The organism is Gracilibacillus caseinilyticus (assembly GCF_022919115.1).
Classification (GTDB): domain Bacteria; phylum Bacillota; class Bacilli; order Bacillales; family Amphibacillaceae; genus Gracilibacillus; species Gracilibacillus caseinilyticus.
Genome location: NZ_CP095072.1, coordinates 3,412,174 through 3,428,638, shown reverse-complemented (window position 1 = coordinate 3,428,638; position 16,465 = coordinate 3,412,174). Strand labels below are relative to the sequence as shown.

Here is a 16,465-nt window from a genome sequence, read left to right as displayed (position 1 = left end):
CGACTTTTTCAGGAATTATAAGAAATTAAGAAACATCTAAGGTTCCACATTCGTCAAGTATGTAGGTATGTTACGGATCCATAGTGAGAACCTTCTGGATACCCCCATGAAATGTTACGATTTTTCGAATTGTTAGGTTAGGACTTTCCTATGTTCACAGGGATTATTAGCCATTTTGATTGAAGATTTTGGTCGCTTGACGTATGATGTATCTATCCATCATAAGATGTTATGATGGAGTTGTTGGTGATATAGGAGGGAGTCAGATGCAATATCCGAACGGAAAAAAGTCATCAGCGAAGCATTATCGTCCATCTATCAGTCAAACAATTTATTCGAACAGGGGAATGACGCTAGAAGAAGAGATCAATGATACCAACCATTATTATCTCGCGCAGCAAATAGCGATAATCCATAAGAAACCTACTCCTGTTCAAATCGTACATGTCGATTATCCAAAAAGAAGTGCAGCAGTGATAAAGGAAGCTTATTTTAAACAAGCATCAACAACAGATTATAATGGCATTTACAAAGGAAAGCATGTTGATTTTGAAGCAAAAGAAACAAAAAATAAACAGTCATTTCCGCTTAGCAACATACATATGCATCAGATTGATCATATGAAACAAATTGTGGAGCATGGAGGTATCTGTTTTTTGTTAATTCGTTTCACACTTTATCAGGAAACGTATCTGTTTCCTGCTGAACATCTGATTACACATTGGGAACAACAATTTACTGGTGGCAGAAAATCTATTCGTTATGAAACTGTGAAAAAGCAAGGTTATATAGTACCGGTTCGTTATCAGGCTAAAGTTGATTATCTAGCAGTTATCGACCAGTATTATATGGAGAACGGAGGAAGACATCATGGCAGATAAAAGCCAGTCAAGAATGGAAAGAAGAAAACAAGGAAAACAAAAGAAAACGAACAATAATTCTACGTGGAAGAAAATCATGAAATACGCACTAATAGCCGTATTATTAATCGGCCTCGGTGTCGGAGCATTATTTACCTATTATGTTGCAACAGCACCAGATATCGATGCAGAATTGCTGTCTGATCCAGCTTCTACAAATCTGTTAGATGTGAATGGTGATGTATTTGCAAAATTAGGATCTGAAAAACGAACAAAAATTTCGTATGAGGACATACCACAACAATTAGAAGATGCGATATTAGCGACAGAAGATGTTCGATTCTTCAATCACATTGGAATCGATTTTAGACGAATCGGTGCCGCTGTTATCGCCAATTTTAAGAATGGATTTGGTTCTCAAGGTGCCAGTACCATTACCCAGCAAGTCGTAAAAGGATCCTTCCTGAGCAATGACAAGAAATTAAAACGTAAGGTTCAGGAACAATGGCTAGCATTAAAATTAGATAGTCAATACAGTAAAGAAGAAATACTCGAGATGTATGTGAATAAAATTTATTATGGCGCTAGCGCCTATGGTGTTGCTACTGCTGCAGAGGTTTATTTTGGTAAAACAGATTTAAGTGAATTAACCTTAGCAGAAGCAGCCATATTAGCTGGTCTCCCTCAACGACCAAGCGCCTATGATCCTTTTGTTAACCCTGAATTGACGAAGGAACGTATGAATACTGTATTGAACCTAATGGTGCAACACAATAAAATTAGTGAACAAGAAGCAGAAGAAGCTAGAAATGTAAACATCGAAGAATTGCTGACAGACAAGAAAAAAGACTATGTTAAATATGAAGGTTTTATCCAGCAAGTCCGTAAAGAAGTTCAGGAAAAAACAGGTGCAGATATTTATAAAGATGGTTTAACTGTCTATACAACACTAGATCCAAATGCACAGGAACAAGTTGAATTTCTGCTTAGTGACAGTGAGGATAATCCTATACCATTTAGTCAGGATCCTGACTTACAAGCAGGTTTAACGGTGGTTGATACGAAAACAGGTGCTATTCGTGCGATTGGTGGTGGACGTAATCGTGAAAATGATGGCTGGAACTATGCTATAGATGGCGATGGCCGTCAAGGTGGATCTGTTATGAAACCTGTAATGGCCTATGGACCAGCAATTGAGAATTTACAATGGTCAACTTATCAACAGATTAATAACGATCAACCTTATCCTATTGAGGGTACTGACAAAGTTATCCGTAACTGGAATGGCAGTTACAATGGCTGGGTATCAGCGAGATATGCATTGGAACAATCATTAAACGTACCAGCCGTTAAAACGTTCGATGAAGTTGGAGCAAGTGCTGCTAAAGAATTTGCAGAAGGATTAGGTATTTCATTCCAGCAAAGTCTCGCGGTTGGGGATGCGATTGGCGGTACAGCTAATGGCGTTACCTCATTGCAAATGGCGGGTGCTTATTCTGCGTTTGGTAACGAAGGAATTTATCATGAACCATATGCTGTGAAGAAAATTGAATACTCTGATGAACGTTCAGAAGAATTGGTTTCCGAATCAGAAGTAGCAATGGCTGATTCTACAGCCTACATGGTAACGGATATGTTAAAATCTGTTGTACAAGAAGGTACAGGAACAGCTGCTAATATCTCAGGGCTTCCGATGGCAGGTAAAACTGGTACAACGAATGACGATACAAACTCTTGGTTTGTCGGTTATACGACTAACTATACCGTCTCCGTCTGGACGGGATATCCTAACCCGGCTGAAATTCAGGAAACAGGTATCGCGAAGCAACTGTTCAAAGAGACGATGTCCTATATTTCAGAGGGTGTAGAGACAAAAGATTTCACAAAACCTGATTCTGTCGTTGAAGTACAAATTGAAAAAGGTTCTAATCCAGCTAAATTACCTAGTGAATATACACCAAGCTCAAATATCGTAACAGAACTATTTGTCAAAGGTACAGAACCAGATTCAGTATCAGAGAAATACGATCAACTGGATCCAGTCGCAAATCTTTCGGCTAACTATGATAAAGAGAATGATACGATAACAGCGAACTGGGAATATGATGAAGATGGCGTTCAATTTAAAGTATCGGCCGGAACAGGTGGATCACTCAAGGATCTAACGACTACTGAGGACAAACAAGTTGAGATCTCGAATGTGGAGAAAGGCAAAACATATACGATTGAAGTCATTGCAGCAAATGAGGATATGGAAAGTGAACCTCAAACAGTAACTGTCGAAGTGGCAGACGATGAGCCTGAGGAATTACCACAGGTTTCAGGGCTGCAGCAAACGTATGACCCAGCCAATCGATCCGCATTAATCAGCTGGCAATACGACCAGCAAGGACCAATTGAATATGAGGTTGTCGTAGAACAAGGTGGTCAAACGGTTGATCAATTTACGACTAATAAAAAATCAGTAAATATTAGTCAGTTACAGGCAGATAAGACCTATAATATTCATGTATCACCTATTCAAAAGAATAATGACGCACGTGGTCCTGCTGCCAGTATTCAAGTAACGACACAAAGTGCAGAACCAGAAGACGGCGGTGATACCGGAGATACAGGTAATGGAAATGGATCCGGTAGTGAAGATGGATCAGGAAACGGTAATGGCCAAGGAAATAATAATGATGGTGAGACCGGTGGAGAAGATGACAGCAATAACACCGGAGATGACAATGTCGAAGATGACCAAACAGAAGATAACGGAGATAGTGATTCTGGTGAAGACAACGCAATTCAAGATCAAGCATCGTAGTAAAGGACCGGGAAACACCCGGTCCTTTACTTTTAAGTCCATAAGAGATATTTAAATAAGTGCTTATCATTAGCAAAAAAAGCAGCAAGGCTTATACGATAACCTTGCTGCTTTTTTTCATTCTTTTTTGACCTTCCCGGCATAAATCTAATAATGGACAGGTCTCACATTGCGGGCTTTTTGCTTTACAATGATACCGGCCGAAGAAAATCATTCGATGATGGGTATCGCTCCACTCTTCTTTTGGAATCTTCCGCATCAGTGTTTTTTCCACCTCTAGAACACTGTCTTTCCAGCGGCATATACCAAGTCGCTTAGAAACACGTTCTACGTGGGTATCAACAGCAATGGTCGGTTCACCAAAAGCAACAGAAGCTACTACATTCGCTGTCTTCCTCCCCACTCCTGCTAAGCTCTCTAGCTCTTCTTTTGTATTAGGGACAATACCATCGTATTTTTCAATCAATGTCTCGCACAGCTTACGAATGTTCTTCGATTTATTGCGATATAAACCAATGGATCGAATGTCTGACTGCAACTCTTCTAGTGTAACAGCCAAGTAATCCTCTGGTGTTTTATATTTTTGAAAAAGATCTTTTGTTACTTTGTTTACAAGGGCATCTGTACATTGTGCAGATAATAAAACAGCTATTACTAATTCAAATGGATTTTCGTGTATCAACTCACATTCGGCATCAGGAAACATATTCTCTAATTCCTTCCGCACAATGGTTATATCTTTTTTTGTTAACATGTATCTTACTCCTCTAGCCAGTTATAATAAAGCGACTTATCATATGAATGTGATTTCTTTGCAGTTGTGTTCGATTGTTTTTGATGAAAGGAGCGGCTCGTCTGCTGAGCTTGCTGGAGAGATTTGATTCCTTTTTTGTGCCACTCCATTAAAATCCGATCAATATATTTAAAATTCACTTTGCCCATTAATACCGCTTCTCGTAAAGCAGCATATATCAGTGACCTATCATGCCTGTCCTCATCCAGCCAATTGTTAATCATCTCAATTTCAAATGGAGAAAGTGGTCTGCCAAATTCGCGTTCAAACTTTTGGAAAACCTCGCCCACTTTGTCTTCAGACTGTTTTTTTGGTTTTTCTTCTGCTTGATACAGTTTTTCCCACAGTGGCTCAAATGAATACGTCTCTTTTATAATCTGATCGTCTTCTTTGTCTTCTTCAATCGTAAGAAACCCTTTCTGTATGAGCTGACGTAACAAAGTAGAACAAGATTCACTACTGATCGTCAGCTGTCCGGACAGTTCTTCTGGTGTAGGAAAATTATTTCCCCGACGTTGCGCGGTATAGATTTGTAAAATAATCGCAAGTTGTGTTTCGTTCATTCCTAACTGTGCAAATCGTTCAATCAAGAGGGCTGGAAGATTGACCTGATCAAATAATATTGTTTGCATTTTTTCACGCATAAATCTAATCACCACCTTCTAAACAATTTTATGATATATATCTTTTGGGCCCGTTTATTATTCTTAACGTGTAAAATACGATAATCCCTTGCATTGAGAATGCAAAGGATTATCATTCCATTACGGGTATAAACGATTTAACAATCGTGGGAATGGAATCGTTTCACGAACGTGCTCGACTCCACTGATCCAGGCTACTGTTCTTTCTAAGCCCAGACCAAAGCCGGCGTGCGGAACACTTCCATATTTTCTTAATTCCAGGTACCACTGATAAGCATCTCCTGACAGGTGATGTTCCTGGTATCGTTGTTCCATTAAAGCTAAGTCGTCGATTCTTGCCGAACCACCAATGATTTCTCCATATCCTTCTGGTGCGATTAAATCCGCACATAACACGACATCATCACGCTCAGGATCTGGTTTCATATAGAATGCTTTAATGTCTTTCGGATAATGCGTGATAAACACTGGTTGGTCAAAGCTTTCGGCAATTGCAGTTTCATGAGGTGCACCGAAATCTTCTCCCCACTCTACATCAGTAAAGCCTTTCTTTTTCAGCATTTCGATTGCTTTATCATACGTAATACGTGGAAAAGGTGCCTTTATCTTTTTCAATGTATCAACATCACGTTCTAAAGTCGTTAGTTCTAATTGACAATGCTCTAAAACTTGCTCTACTACATATGCAACATAATTTTCCTGAATTTCCAGACTCTCTTCATGTGTTACAAAAGCCATTTCAGGTTCAATCATCCAGAACTCAATTAAATGGCGACGTGTTTTTGACTTTTCGGCACGGAATGTAGGACCGAATGAAAATACACGACCGAATGCCATTGCAGCAGCTTCCATATATAACTGACCACTTTGAGATAAATAAGCTTCTTCGTCAAAATACTTCGTATGGAATAATTCTGTCGTTCCTTCTGCCGCTGCACCTGTTAATATAGGTGGATCAATCTTCATAAAGTCTTCTTTTTGAAAAAACTGATAGGTTGATTGAATGATTTGATTTCTAATTTTCATAATTGCATGCTGTTTCTTCGAACGCAACCATAGATGACGATGATCCATTAAGAACTCTGTACCATGTTCCTTTGGTGTAATGGGGTAATCAGTTGCCTCATGGATCACTTCTAATTCTTTTACTTGCATTTCATAGCCAAACGGTGAACGCGTATCCTTTACAATCGTACCCGTAACGTATAAAGACGTTTCCTGTGTTATCGATTTTGCTAATTGGAACGTTTCTTCTGATACGTCCGCTTTTACGACAACACCCTGGATAAAACCTGTTCCATCACGAAGTTGTAAAAATGCGATTTTACCGCTGGAACGTTTATTAGCAAGCCATGCTCCAATTGTCACTACCTGATTCACATTGGATGCTGCCTGATTAATAGTTGTTTTCATGTTATTGCCTCCACTATCCATACTTAACTGTGATTTTCCACAAAGCGTTTAATACGATTTGCAGCTTCTTCTAGTTGCTCTAATGAAATGGCATAAGAAAGACGGACGTTATCCGGTGCACCGAATCCTGTTCCGGGAACTAATGCTACTTTTTCCTCTTCCAATAAAGCTGTGACCCATTCATCTACTGTTTCGAATCCGTTCATTTCGACTGCTTCTTTCACATTTGGAAATAAGTAGAAAGCACCTTTAGGTTTGACACAATCAATGCCTGGAATAGCTACCAGCCAGTCATACAGTTTTTCTAATCGATCGGCAAAAGCTTCTCTCATTATATTTACCGGCTGTTGATCACCAGTATAAGCAGCCTCTGCTGCTACTTGTGCGATTGATGTCGGATTGGAAGTAGAATGAGATGCCAGATTAGTCATTGCTTTAATAATCGATTTGTTCCCCACTGCATACCCAATTCTCCAGCCTGTCATCGAATGGGATTTAGAAACACCATTAATGACAACCGTTTGTTCCTTTAACTGAGGAGAAAGCTCGGCAATCGATACATGTTTTGTTGATGTATAAGTTAATTTTTCATAGATTTCATCTGAAACAATTAAAATATTATGTTTTAAACAAACTTCTCCTAATGCTTCTAATTCTTCTTTATCATACATAGCACCTGTTGGGTTACTTGGTGAATTGATGATTACTGCTTTTGTTTTGTCTGTAATCGCATGTTCTAGCTGCTCAGGGGTTAATTTAAATTCATTTTCTTCCTTTGCATCAACAAAGACTGGTTTTCCTTCTGCTAATTTAATCTGTTCTGGATAGCTTACCCAGTATGGTGCAGGAACAATTACTTCATCCCCTTTGTTTAACAGTACTTGAAATAAAGTATAAAGACCATGTTTCGCACCGATGGTAACAATGATTTGATCAAGGTCGTATGCCAAGCCTTGGTCATCTTGCATTTTTTGCTGAATTGCTTTTTTTAATTCTACGGTACCACCTGATGGTGTATATTTTGTAAATCCGTCATACATTGATTTCGATGCCGCGTCAAGAATATGTTCAGGTGTATTGAAATCCGGCTCACCTGCTCCTAAGCCAATTACATCATGGCCTGCCTGTTTCAATTCCTTTGCTTTCGCCGTAATGGCTAAGGTTGATGACGGGGTTAGTGTTTGCACTCTGTTTGCTAAATCCATAATTAATTAATCACCTTTCTAATATTGAAATGATGGAGTTAATGTTAATCGATAATGTGTTTTATCTTCTAGTAAGACATGTTCATAAACTAAACGATCAGACGTATCCATATATTTAATTTCCAGAATTGGCATTTCTTCATCTATGCCAATCGCAGATCCTAAATACTCGCATTCCGTACAACGATCTCGCCATTCTGTTAATAGTTCTTTCTCTGAGTAAAACGATTCTTCTTTATACATTTGATAATCCCACTGACCGTCCTCCGTTTGGAAAACATATGCTAAGGTATCTTGTTGTTGTTCATTCTCCCCTTCTAGCACGTAGTACAATTGGTCACCATGATATCTTTCCACACTATGTATTTGATCAAGTGAGGTGTTACTTAATGTATACTGCCGAACTTCTTCAAATTGATTGGTTTTACTTTCGATTACATCTTGATACAGTGAGACAAAATAATAGATGGCGATCAGTGCAACAATGGCAATAAGTGCCACAGTGAACCATAATTTGTTATGTCCGATAAATGGTAAAGATTGCTTTTTCATAATTATCCTCGCTTAATGTTAATCCAAACATCAAATTATCCTCTTTTAGCGTCCTGTTTAAGCTATCGACTATTTTATACAGATCATCGGCATGATCAATTTTCACTGTCGATAATGTTGTGATTTTTGATTGGCTCATACGTTAGCACCTCCAGTAATAAATTCATGTATGTGGGATGTAATCTGGACAGAGATGATTAAGAGAATTCTTTTCTTTCTTTATTTTGATGCAGATGCCGTAATTTTTCAACTGAAAACTTGGCAGATTTTTAATTATATTTACGAATTTAACGGTGTAAGGAGCTTACAGAGCTGTTTTCGGTTAGAATTTCGTAATCATCCTTGTTTAAACGGACAAAAACAGTTCCAGACTGCTTTAAAAAATAAACATCTATCCATGTTGCATTTAATCGTTCGATCAATGACTCATTTATCCTATGTGTCTGACTTGGAAAAATAATGCCCATATAAGGATCAATTTTCTCTAAAAAACGCTGAGACGGAGAATTTCCACTTCCAAATGCTGCTACTTTTAAGATATCGACGTCAACTGTCTGGTTCATTAATTTTCGCTCGATAGCAGTGTCCTTATCATTTAAAAACAAAATTGATTCCTGGCCATACTCCATTAGGAAAGAAATGTCGCCATCTTTTGTTTCGTCTAGTGTTCGCAAAGCCAATTCATCCCACAATTGAAATTGATCATCTAGTTTCCATTTCTGTATCGTCACGTCTTCTTCTAGTGATTGGACATTCATATTAGATGGTACAATGACATTCTCTACTTGGTAATGTTCGATAAAATACAACAGATTTCCTGTATATTCTTCTGATTGATTGGTAATGATAATGGTTTCTATTTTATCTACTTGTAATTTGGACAAATTTTCAAATAAAGTTTTTTGACTTTTTTTCGAGGCAGTATTGACTAAAATATGTTCGCCTTGATAATTGGTTAATAAACTAGCCTCTCCGTGAGGCACATTGAAAAACACCATGTCCATTTGATTTGTACTCATTTGCGGAATCTCAACATCTGGTATGGCATATACTGGAGAGAACGCAGCCAGTATGATAACGTATAAAATCATGCTACACATCAACCGTATTTTCATGGAGAACCCACCTACCTCTTCGATGATTTGTACTAGATAGGTTCTCACAAAATGTATTAGTTTATCATAACCATTTACTGACTCGGTTTAACAATTTTTCAAAGTGGTCATAATGAACTGAAATTTCAGGGATCGATCCCATAAATGTTTTGCCGTATCGCTTCGTCATCAGTCGGTCATCCATCACAAAGATAACTCCACGATCTGACTTTTTGCGAATCAATCTTCCAAACCCTTGTTTAAACTGCAGGACAGCCTGTGGAAGTGCAATTTCCATGAAAGGGTTAATTCCCTTGGCCTGATAATAATTAGCTTTTTTCTTATATACGGGATCTTGTGGTGATTGAAACGGTAGTTTAACAATCATCAGACATGAAAGGTCTTCACCAGGTATGTCAATGCCTTGCCAGTATGCATTGGTACCGAGCAATATAGATTTATCAAATCCTTGAAATTGTTTGATTAGTCTATTTCTGCTTCCAGAAGTAACACCTTGACCAATGATCATGTAATCAGACAAATAATCTGATTCCTTTAACAAATAATAACTTTTGCGTAACATATCATACGATGTAAACAGTACAAGCATTCTGCCATCTGTTTTTTCAGAAAGTGAAATGATCGCTTCATTGACAGCGTAAATAAAATCATCATTTCGCGGGTATTGGATTGCTGGTAAATCATCAGGAATTAACAGCTCGACATTATGTTTGTAATCAAAGTGGTGTTCCACCATATATTCTTTTGCCGTTAAAGTATTCATACCTAATTTATTGCGAATATATTGAAAAGATTTATTCATGGTTAATGTTGCACTAATTAGTATGATCGCTTCTTTTTGGTTAAATAATTGATCATGAAGAAGCTGTTGAACGGAAAAAGGTTCCTGGTGAACAAAAACCGCATTCTCTGCACCATTTTGATCTATTTCCAACCAAGTAACTGATGCGTTGTCTTCCACAGCTAACAAACGATGCATCTTTTGTTTTATCTGGATCAATTGTTTTTGTTCTTCCTCGTCGATTTGTTCCAATCGTTCACATAATTCTGTAAGCATCAATACTGTTCGATCAACACTATCCTTCGTTTGTTCATTCGGTTCCCATACTGCCTTAAACCTGCCAATTTCAGTTACTGCTTTTTGTTTTTGATTCTCATCTTTTACTACTTGAAACAGCTGTCGAAATAAAATATCAGCTTCGTATTTCACATGTTCAATCTTCGTTGGTATATCACTTAGGTTGCCGTAATTCTTTTCCAGCAGCTGTAGGTACGATGTTAATTCGAAATAACTCAAAGATAGACCGGAATGATTTGTCGCCACTTGTTCCAACTGGTGCGCTTCATCTACAATTAACCGATGGTAGCTGGGCAAAATAGGACGTTCTGCCTTGCTGTCAATCGTCAATAATGCATGATTGGTTACGATGATCGATGCAGAAGCCGCTTTTTTGAGCATTCTTCGATAGAAACAATAATCTTTCCACGGAGTCGAAGTTCTTTCATGATTAACAATAATCTGATGGTATATGGGTTGCTTATCAACAGCAAACTGAATTTCGTCCAAATCTCCTGTCGTTGTTTCCGTCAACCAAACTAAGATCATCGATTTAAACAACACATCCTGGTACGAAAAATAGCTGGTATCATGATAATATTGTTCAAATTTCTGCAAACTCAAGTAATGATTTTTCCCTTTGACAATTACAGTTGGTACCTGTACCTGAAGCTTCTTTAAATCCTGTTCAATTAATTGCGATTGCAAGTTCGTATTTGTCGTACTGATGACAACACGCTGATTGTGATGCAATGATTCATATACGGCTGGTATTAAATAAGCGATTGTTTTGCCCAGTCCAGTCTCCGCTTCAATGAGAGCATGTTCATGTGTGCGAAAATGGTCATAGACTTTTTCACTGATGAATTGCTGAGATGGTCGCTTCTCATATTCGGTAAACAGAGAAGCTAATTGCCCATCTTCACCGTACATCTTCTCCAGAAAATCACCATATGTGTCACATATGTCATCTTGTTGTTGTGTATACGAATCAGTGCTTTTCAATGCAAAACCACGAAAAATATCAATATCATTGCGATGGACTGGAGAATCGAGCAATTCTCCTAATTGATCGATATTTGACCGTAGCCGTCTCGATAAGTAGCGTAATTGTTCTTTTACAACCTGAGGCAATGATTGTAATTTATGCAACAGCAAGATGAACAGGTCTGCAGTGACTAGAGCGTCAGATATCGCACGGTGCGGATTCTCATGACTGATTAACAAATATTCTGCTAATTCGTTTAATTTATAACTGGAAGCCTTCGGTAATAGAATTCTTGCTAATTCGACCGTATCCAAAACTTTTGGTTTGATAGGTGAATGTCCGTTCCGCTCTAATTCTTCATTCAAAAATGTCAAATCGAAATAAACGTTATGAGCCACGAAAACCGCATCGTCGAACATATGTATAAAATCTGCTACAACTTCAGCGAAAATCGGCATCGTTGCTACATCTTCATCCGTTATCGAGGTCAGTTGTGAAATAAAAGCGGGAATTGGCTTTTCCGGATTGATCAGTTGATTATACTGTGCTGTAATTTGATTATTTTCGATTATTACAATTGCTATTTCTATGATTCGATCGCCTTTGGCTGCTGATTGTCCTGTTGTTTCCACATCTAATACGACATATTTTTGCAAAACGATCATCTCCGATACTAAAAATTCCAATTCAATCCGGAAAACACCTCTATATAAAAGAAACTCTTACCTAAGAGGGATAAGAGTTATCTAGTGCTATACGCGAGTTAATGGTGGTTCTTGTTCTAACATTTCCTGAATATTATTATTGTCATCCATCACGGCGACTTTCGGCTTGAAATTCGATAATTCCTCTTCTGAGAAAATACCATAGGAAACAATTATAATAATATCATCCGGTTGCACTAATCGAGCAGCCGCACCATTTAAACACACGACCTTACTTCCTCTTTCACCTGCGATTACGTATGTTTCTAACCGTGCTCCATTATTGTTATTTACAATTTGCACTTTTTCGTGTGGTAGAATACCAACCTGATCGATAATATCCGCATCTATGGTGATACTGCCAACATATTGCAAGTTCGCTTCGGTAACGCGTGCACGATGAATTTTTGATTTCATCATAGTACGAAACATGTATGTTCCTCCTAAACACTAGCTTTAGGCAAAGACCCTTGTTGATCGACAATCACATTATCAATCAATCTTGCTTTCGAAAACTGAACAGCTACAGCAATAATGATTTGTTGATTTATTGGAGCAGCTTCTGTTAACGACGGGAAAGCTAATACCTCTACATAATCTATTTGGCCACTTGTATTGGCGTAAATATACTTTTTTACTTTCTCTCTTATCATATCAGTATTTCTTTCACCGTCAATGATTAATTGTTTTCCGATTTGTAAGGATTGGTTCAAATGAACAGCTTCATTCCGTTCTTGCTCAGAAAGGTAAACATTCCTGCTGCTTTTTGCCAACCCATCTTTCTCCCTTACAGTTGGAACGGCGATAATGGTTGTATCAAAATTAAAATCATCAACTAAACCTTTTACAACGGCCACTTGTTGTGCATCTTTCAAACCAAAGAAAGCAAAGTCTGCTTTCGTAAGATGGAACAGTTTAGTCAGGACCGTCGCTACCCCGTCAAAATGACCAGTCCTGCTTCTACCACAGAGTACATCTGCGCGATTTTGGACTGTTACCGTCACTGTTGCTCTGTCTGGATACATTTCCTCTACAGTTGGCATAAATAAATAGTCGACACCATGTGCTTCTGCTATCTGTAGATCTCGTTCTTCATTACGTGGATAGCGTTCAAAGTCTTCATCAGGTCCGAATTGCAATGGATTGACAAAAATACTCGCGATTAATATGTCCGCATATTTTTTACTTTCATTCATCAGCGTAGTATGTCCTTCATGTAAAAAACCCATTGTTGGTACAAAGCCGATAGAATGCTGTTTTTGTTTAAGCTCTTTCGTAACAGAAGTTAATTCCTTAACAGTACGTATTACATTCACAGTGTTATTCCTCCAGATTCAATTCCTTTGCTAATTGATCGTCCATTTTGAATGTATGAGTGTCATCAGGGTACTTTCTTTCCTTTACTTCTTGATGGTATTTTGCCAGTGCATCTGTAACTATAGGACTAATCTCACTATATACCTTAACAAATGACGGCTTAAAATCAACACCATATTGTAATATATCATGATAAACCAGAACCTGACCATCACAATCTTTACCTGCACCGATACCGATTGTTGGGATAGATAACCGCTGACTAACATGTTTGGCTAATCGATCAGGCACACACTCTAATACTACTGCAACAGCTCCATACTGTTCTAATTGCTTAGCATCAGTGATTAGTTTCTCGGCAGTTTGTTTATCTTTACCTTGAATTCGATAACCACCTAACACATGGACGGACTGTGGTGTTAGTCCAAGGTGGCCAACAATCGGCACACCTGCTTCAGTAAGATACTGAACCAGCAGTAGCGTATCCGTTGATGCTCCTTCTACTTTTAATGCTTGTGCATTGGTTTGCTGCATGATCCATTGTGCATTTTCTAAGGCTTTCTCTAACGATAAGTGGTAAGACATAAAGGGCATATCAATAACAGTAAAAGTATCCGGTGCTCCTCTACGTACCGCTTTCCCGTGGTGAATCATATCATCGACAGTGACTTGAATGGTTGAATCATAGCCTAGTACTACCATTCCTAGTGAATCACCTACAAGGATCATATCGATTCCGGCAGCTTCTGCAATCTTTGCTGACGGATAATCATAAGCTGTCACCATCGAAATTTTTTCGCTGTTGTTCTTCATTTTTTGCAACTGTAACGTGTTTTTCATCATTACACTTCCTTACCATGTAATATCTGCACTGTAAATACGTTTATCTTCTCCATTTTGCTTGCGAACGATTAGCGCTCCATCATCATAAACCCCTTTAATCTCTGCATCATATTCTTCCTGAAACGTTTTTATATGAACCATCTCGTGTAATTTATACGCATGATTCAACCATTTTTGTTTAACTGGCTCAAAGCCTGTTTCTAAATACACTTCGTAAGCTTTCTCAAAATCTTGTAATAGTTGTTGGATTAATGTCAGCTTATCCCAATTATGATCAGATTCAATTCTTAATGAGGTGGAAAGTTTGTTAATCTCAGATGGAAGTTGTTCGATCGATTGATTGACATTGATACCAAATCCGATAATTAAATATTGAATGGATTCTAATTCAGCTTGCATTTCCGTTAAAATGCCTGATATTTTCTTCCCATTAATAAACAGATCATTTGGCCATTTGATTTGAATATCAAGCCCTGTATGTCTCTCTAATGATTCGACTAAGGTAACTGCAACAAATAAAGTTATCTGGGATGCTTGGTGTGGAGGAATGTCTGGACGTAAAATAAGACTCATCCAAATACCGCCATCGTGATCCGAATGCCACGTTCGGTCCATTCGGCCGCGACCTTGCAGCTGATTGTTAGTGGTAACAACCGTACCATGTGCAGCGCCTTTTCTTGCTAATTCATGGGCAATATCCTGAGTAGATGTCATCGACTCTTGAAACTCAATCTGTTTTCCGAGCCAATCTGTTTTTAACCCCCACTTGATCGTGCTCTCATTCAAATTGTCAGGTTTTTTAATTAAACGATAGCCTTTCTTTGGTGCCGACTCAAATTGATAGCCATCTTTCTTCAATTCGTTCATATGCTTCCATATTGCAGTACGTGAAATTTTCAAGCGTTCTGAAAGCATCTGACCGGAAATATAATTATCGCCTTGCTCTGCTAATATGGAAATAAGTTGATAACGTTTACTGGAAACCATAATTTTGCAACCACTCTCTTATATCATTTTTGTTATTATGCACTTGTTTCTCAACGACAGCTTTTTCAACTGCAGACAACATCTCCTGAATCCAGACGCCTCTTTCCTTGTCCGGGAATAAAGTAATGATGTCTTTCCCGTTCACAGCAAGCTCTGAACGTGTTAGTATTGGTAATCTTTCTTTCTGCTTTTGCAAAAAAGAAATCGACCATTGCTGCTGATGATAGAGCTGACAGAGAAATTGAAAGTCAGTGAGTAAACGATCTTCTACTTGATAAATAATCCAGCTTAGCGAATTCGCAGGATAGGCGAGTACACTATTATATAGTATTTCACAATCTTTTTTGATTTGATTGGAAAGCTTCCATTCCCTTTTCCAGGTAGAAAACGGGACAGTCTGGACCTGCAATTCCATATAGGCGACAAAAGCAGCGATACTTGTATAGGAATAATCTAATTCTTCCATCACTTGTTGGATAGCTGCATTTCTTCCGATAACTGGGAGGCAGTCGATCAGCCTAGTATCAACTAGGCTTTGCTTTGCTCGAGGAAAATGACTGCCAGTGACTGTTTTCATCCATTCAACAGAGATACGTTCGACAGCAATTTTGGAAAGCCACTTCCGGTGCTCACTGATCGCTTGCAAAGCTGATTCATCAATCAGAAAACCTAGCTGACTTTGAAATCTGATTGCTCGCATCATACGTAATGGATCTTCCAGAAAACGCTGATTCGGATCGCCAACCGTTCGGATCAGGTTAGCCTCGATGTCCTTCCTCCCGGCAAATGGATCAATTGGCCTAAAGGATGAGTCTATCGCGATAGCATTCATTGTAAAATCTCTTCGAGCTAAATCTTCCTTCAAATCAGAAACAAATTGAACCTGGTCCGGTCGTCGAAAATCGCTGTATTTACCTTCTGTACGAAATGTCGTCACTTCAAAGGACGTTTGTTGAAATCTTACAGTAACAGTCCCGTGCTGTAACCCCGTAGGAATCACTTTCGGAAAAATTTGTTGAATTTCTTGAGGCAGAGCAGACGTTGTAATATCGATGTCATCCACTTGTCGTTGAAGTAGTGCATCGCGTACAGCGCCACCGACAATATAGGCCTGGTAGTGGTGTGCTTCTATTCTTTTGACGATTTCCTGTGCTAATAGAAATAACGGATCTGTCATC

15 protein-coding genes are annotated in these 16,465 nt (G+C 38.4%); 2 read left to right on the top strand and 13 right to left on the bottom strand.

Annotated features, from left to right (window positions below):
• Positions 1-266: 266 nt before the first annotated feature.
• A complete protein-coding gene (gene recU, locus MUN88_RS16330) occupies positions 267-881 on the top strand; it encodes a Holliday junction resolvase RecU (protein ID WP_244716915.1) in 615 nt (204 codons plus the stop codon).
• On the top strand, positions 871-3,669 hold the full coding sequence (locus MUN88_RS16325) for a transglycosylase domain-containing protein (protein WP_244716913.1): 2,799 nt from the start codon (positions 871-873) through the stop codon (positions 3,667-3,669). Before recU ends, MUN88_RS16325 begins: the two co-directional genes overlap by 11 nt.
• Before the next feature lie 91 nt (positions 3,670-3,760).
• On the opposite strand, the gene nth is transcribed toward MUN88_RS16325, so the two are convergent.
• The 13 genes from nth to MUN88_RS16260 form a co-directional block, all read right to left on the bottom strand.
• Positions 3,761-4,423, bottom strand: coding sequence for an endonuclease III (gene nth / locus MUN88_RS16320; RefSeq protein WP_244716911.1), 663 nt, complete (start codon positions 4,421-4,423; stop codon positions 3,761-3,763).
• A 5-nt stretch (positions 4,424-4,428) separates the two neighbouring features.
• Positions 4,429-5,106 (bottom strand): DnaD domain-containing protein, encoded by a 678-nt coding sequence (locus MUN88_RS16315; protein WP_244716909.1) that lies wholly within the window; start codon positions 5,104-5,106, stop codon positions 4,429-4,431.
• Between the two features lie 120 nt (positions 5,107-5,226).
• Positions 5,227-6,519: an asparagine--tRNA ligase gene (asnS, locus tag MUN88_RS16310; RefSeq protein WP_244716907.1), complete on the bottom strand. Its 1,293-nt coding sequence runs from the start codon at positions 6,517-6,519 to the stop codon at positions 5,227-5,229.
• A gap of 23 nt (positions 6,520-6,542) precedes the next feature.
• Positions 6,543-7,724: a pyridoxal phosphate-dependent aminotransferase gene (locus MUN88_RS16305; protein WP_244716905.1), complete on the bottom strand. Its 1,182-nt coding sequence runs from the start codon at positions 7,722-7,724 to the stop codon at positions 6,543-6,545.
• An 18-nt stretch (positions 7,725-7,742) separates the two neighbouring features.
• Positions 7,743-8,276 carry a cell wall elongation regulator TseB-like domain-containing protein gene (locus MUN88_RS16300; RefSeq protein WP_244716903.1) on the bottom strand — a complete coding sequence of 178 codons (534 nt, stop codon included), beginning with the start codon at positions 8,274-8,276 and terminating at the stop codon, positions 7,743-7,745.
• Positions 8,242-8,415, bottom strand: coding sequence for a YpmA family protein (locus tag MUN88_RS16295; protein WP_244716901.1), 174 nt, complete (start codon positions 8,413-8,415; stop codon positions 8,242-8,244). Before MUN88_RS16295 ends, MUN88_RS16300 begins: the two co-directional genes overlap by 35 nt.
• A 148-nt stretch (positions 8,416-8,563) precedes the next feature.
• Positions 8,564-9,391, bottom strand: coding sequence for a ComEC/Rec2 family competence protein (locus MUN88_RS16290; RefSeq protein WP_244716899.1), 828 nt, complete (start codon positions 9,389-9,391; stop codon positions 8,564-8,566).
• A 64-nt stretch (positions 9,392-9,455) separates the two neighbouring features.
• Positions 9,456-12,101: an ATP-dependent DNA helicase DinG gene (gene dinG / locus MUN88_RS16285; RefSeq protein ID WP_244724592.1), complete on the bottom strand. Its 2,646-nt coding sequence runs from the start codon at positions 12,099-12,101 to the stop codon at positions 9,456-9,458.
• Between the two features lie 87 nt (positions 12,102-12,188).
• Positions 12,189-12,572 carry an aspartate 1-decarboxylase gene (gene panD / locus MUN88_RS16280; RefSeq protein ID WP_244716897.1) on the bottom strand — a complete coding sequence of 128 codons (384 nt, stop codon included), beginning with the start codon at positions 12,570-12,572 and terminating at the stop codon, positions 12,189-12,191.
• Positions 12,573-12,583: 11 nt separating this feature from the next.
• Entirely contained in the window at positions 12,584-13,456 is an 873-nt protein-coding gene (panC, locus tag MUN88_RS16275; protein ID WP_244716895.1) for a pantoate--beta-alanine ligase, read from the bottom strand.
• Positions 13,457-13,460: 4 nt separating this feature from the next.
• Entirely contained in the window at positions 13,461-14,297 is an 837-nt protein-coding gene (gene panB / locus MUN88_RS16270; protein WP_244724590.1) for a 3-methyl-2-oxobutanoate hydroxymethyltransferase, read from the bottom strand.
• Between the two features lie 12 nt (positions 14,298-14,309).
• Complete coding sequence (locus MUN88_RS16265) at positions 14,310-15,287, bottom strand: biotin--[acetyl-CoA-carboxylase] ligase (protein WP_244716893.1); 978 nt, start codon at positions 15,285-15,287, stop codon at positions 14,310-14,312.
• The gene (locus MUN88_RS16260) at positions 15,274-16,464 is read right to left on the bottom strand and encodes a CCA tRNA nucleotidyltransferase (RefSeq protein WP_244716891.1); all 1,191 of its coding nucleotides are present in this window, start codon (positions 16,462-16,464) and stop codon (positions 15,274-15,276) included. Before MUN88_RS16260 ends, MUN88_RS16265 begins: the two co-directional genes overlap by 14 nt.
• Between the last annotated feature and the right edge of the window lies 1 nt (position 16,465).

Bases quoted from the DNA above. Each gene is read 5' to 3' on its own strand.
- recU (WP_244716915.1), top strand. From the start codon at position 267: ATGCAATATCCGAACGGAAAAAAGTCATCAGCGAAGCATTATCGTCCA.
- MUN88_RS16325 (WP_244716913.1), top strand. From the start codon at position 871: ATGGCAGATAAAAGCCAGTCAAGAATGGAAAGAAGAAAACAAGGAAAA.
- nth (WP_244716911.1), bottom strand. From the start codon at position 4,423: ATGTTAACAAAAAAAGATATAACCATTGTGCGGAAGGAATTAGAGAAT.
- MUN88_RS16315 (WP_244716909.1), bottom strand. From the start codon at position 5,106: ATGCGTGAAAAAATGCAAACAATATTATTTGATCAGGTCAATCTTCCA.
- asnS (WP_244716907.1), bottom strand. From the start codon at position 6,519: ATGAAAACAACTATTAATCAGGCAGCATCCAATGTGAATCAGGTAGTG.
- MUN88_RS16305 (WP_244716905.1), bottom strand. From the start codon at position 7,724: ATGGATTTAGCAAACAGAGTGCAAACACTAACCCCGTCATCAACCTTA.
- MUN88_RS16300 (WP_244716903.1), bottom strand. From the start codon at position 8,276: ATGAAAAAGCAATCTTTACCATTTATCGGACATAACAAATTATGGTTC.
- MUN88_RS16295 (WP_244716901.1), bottom strand. From the start codon at position 8,415: ATGAGCCAATCAAAAATCACAACATTATCGACAGTGAAAATTGATCAT.
- MUN88_RS16290 (WP_244716899.1), bottom strand. From the start codon at position 9,391: ATGAAAATACGGTTGATGTGTAGCATGATTTTATACGTTATCATACTG.
- dinG (WP_244724592.1), bottom strand. From the start codon at position 12,101: ATGATCGTTTTGCAAAAATATGTCGTATTAGATGTGGAAACAACAGGA.
- panD (WP_244716897.1), bottom strand. From the start codon at position 12,572: ATGTTTCGTACTATGATGAAATCAAAAATTCATCGTGCACGCGTTACC.
- panB (WP_244724590.1), bottom strand. From the start codon at position 14,297: ATGAAAAACACGTTACAGTTGCAAAAAATGAAGAACAACAGCGAAAAA.
- MUN88_RS16265 (WP_244716893.1), bottom strand. From the start codon at position 15,287: ATGGTTTCCAGTAAACGTTATCAACTTATTTCCATATTAGCAGAGCAA.
- MUN88_RS16260 (WP_244716891.1), bottom strand. From the start codon at position 16,464: ATGACAGATCCGTTATTTCTATTAGCACAGGAAATCGTCAAAAGAATA.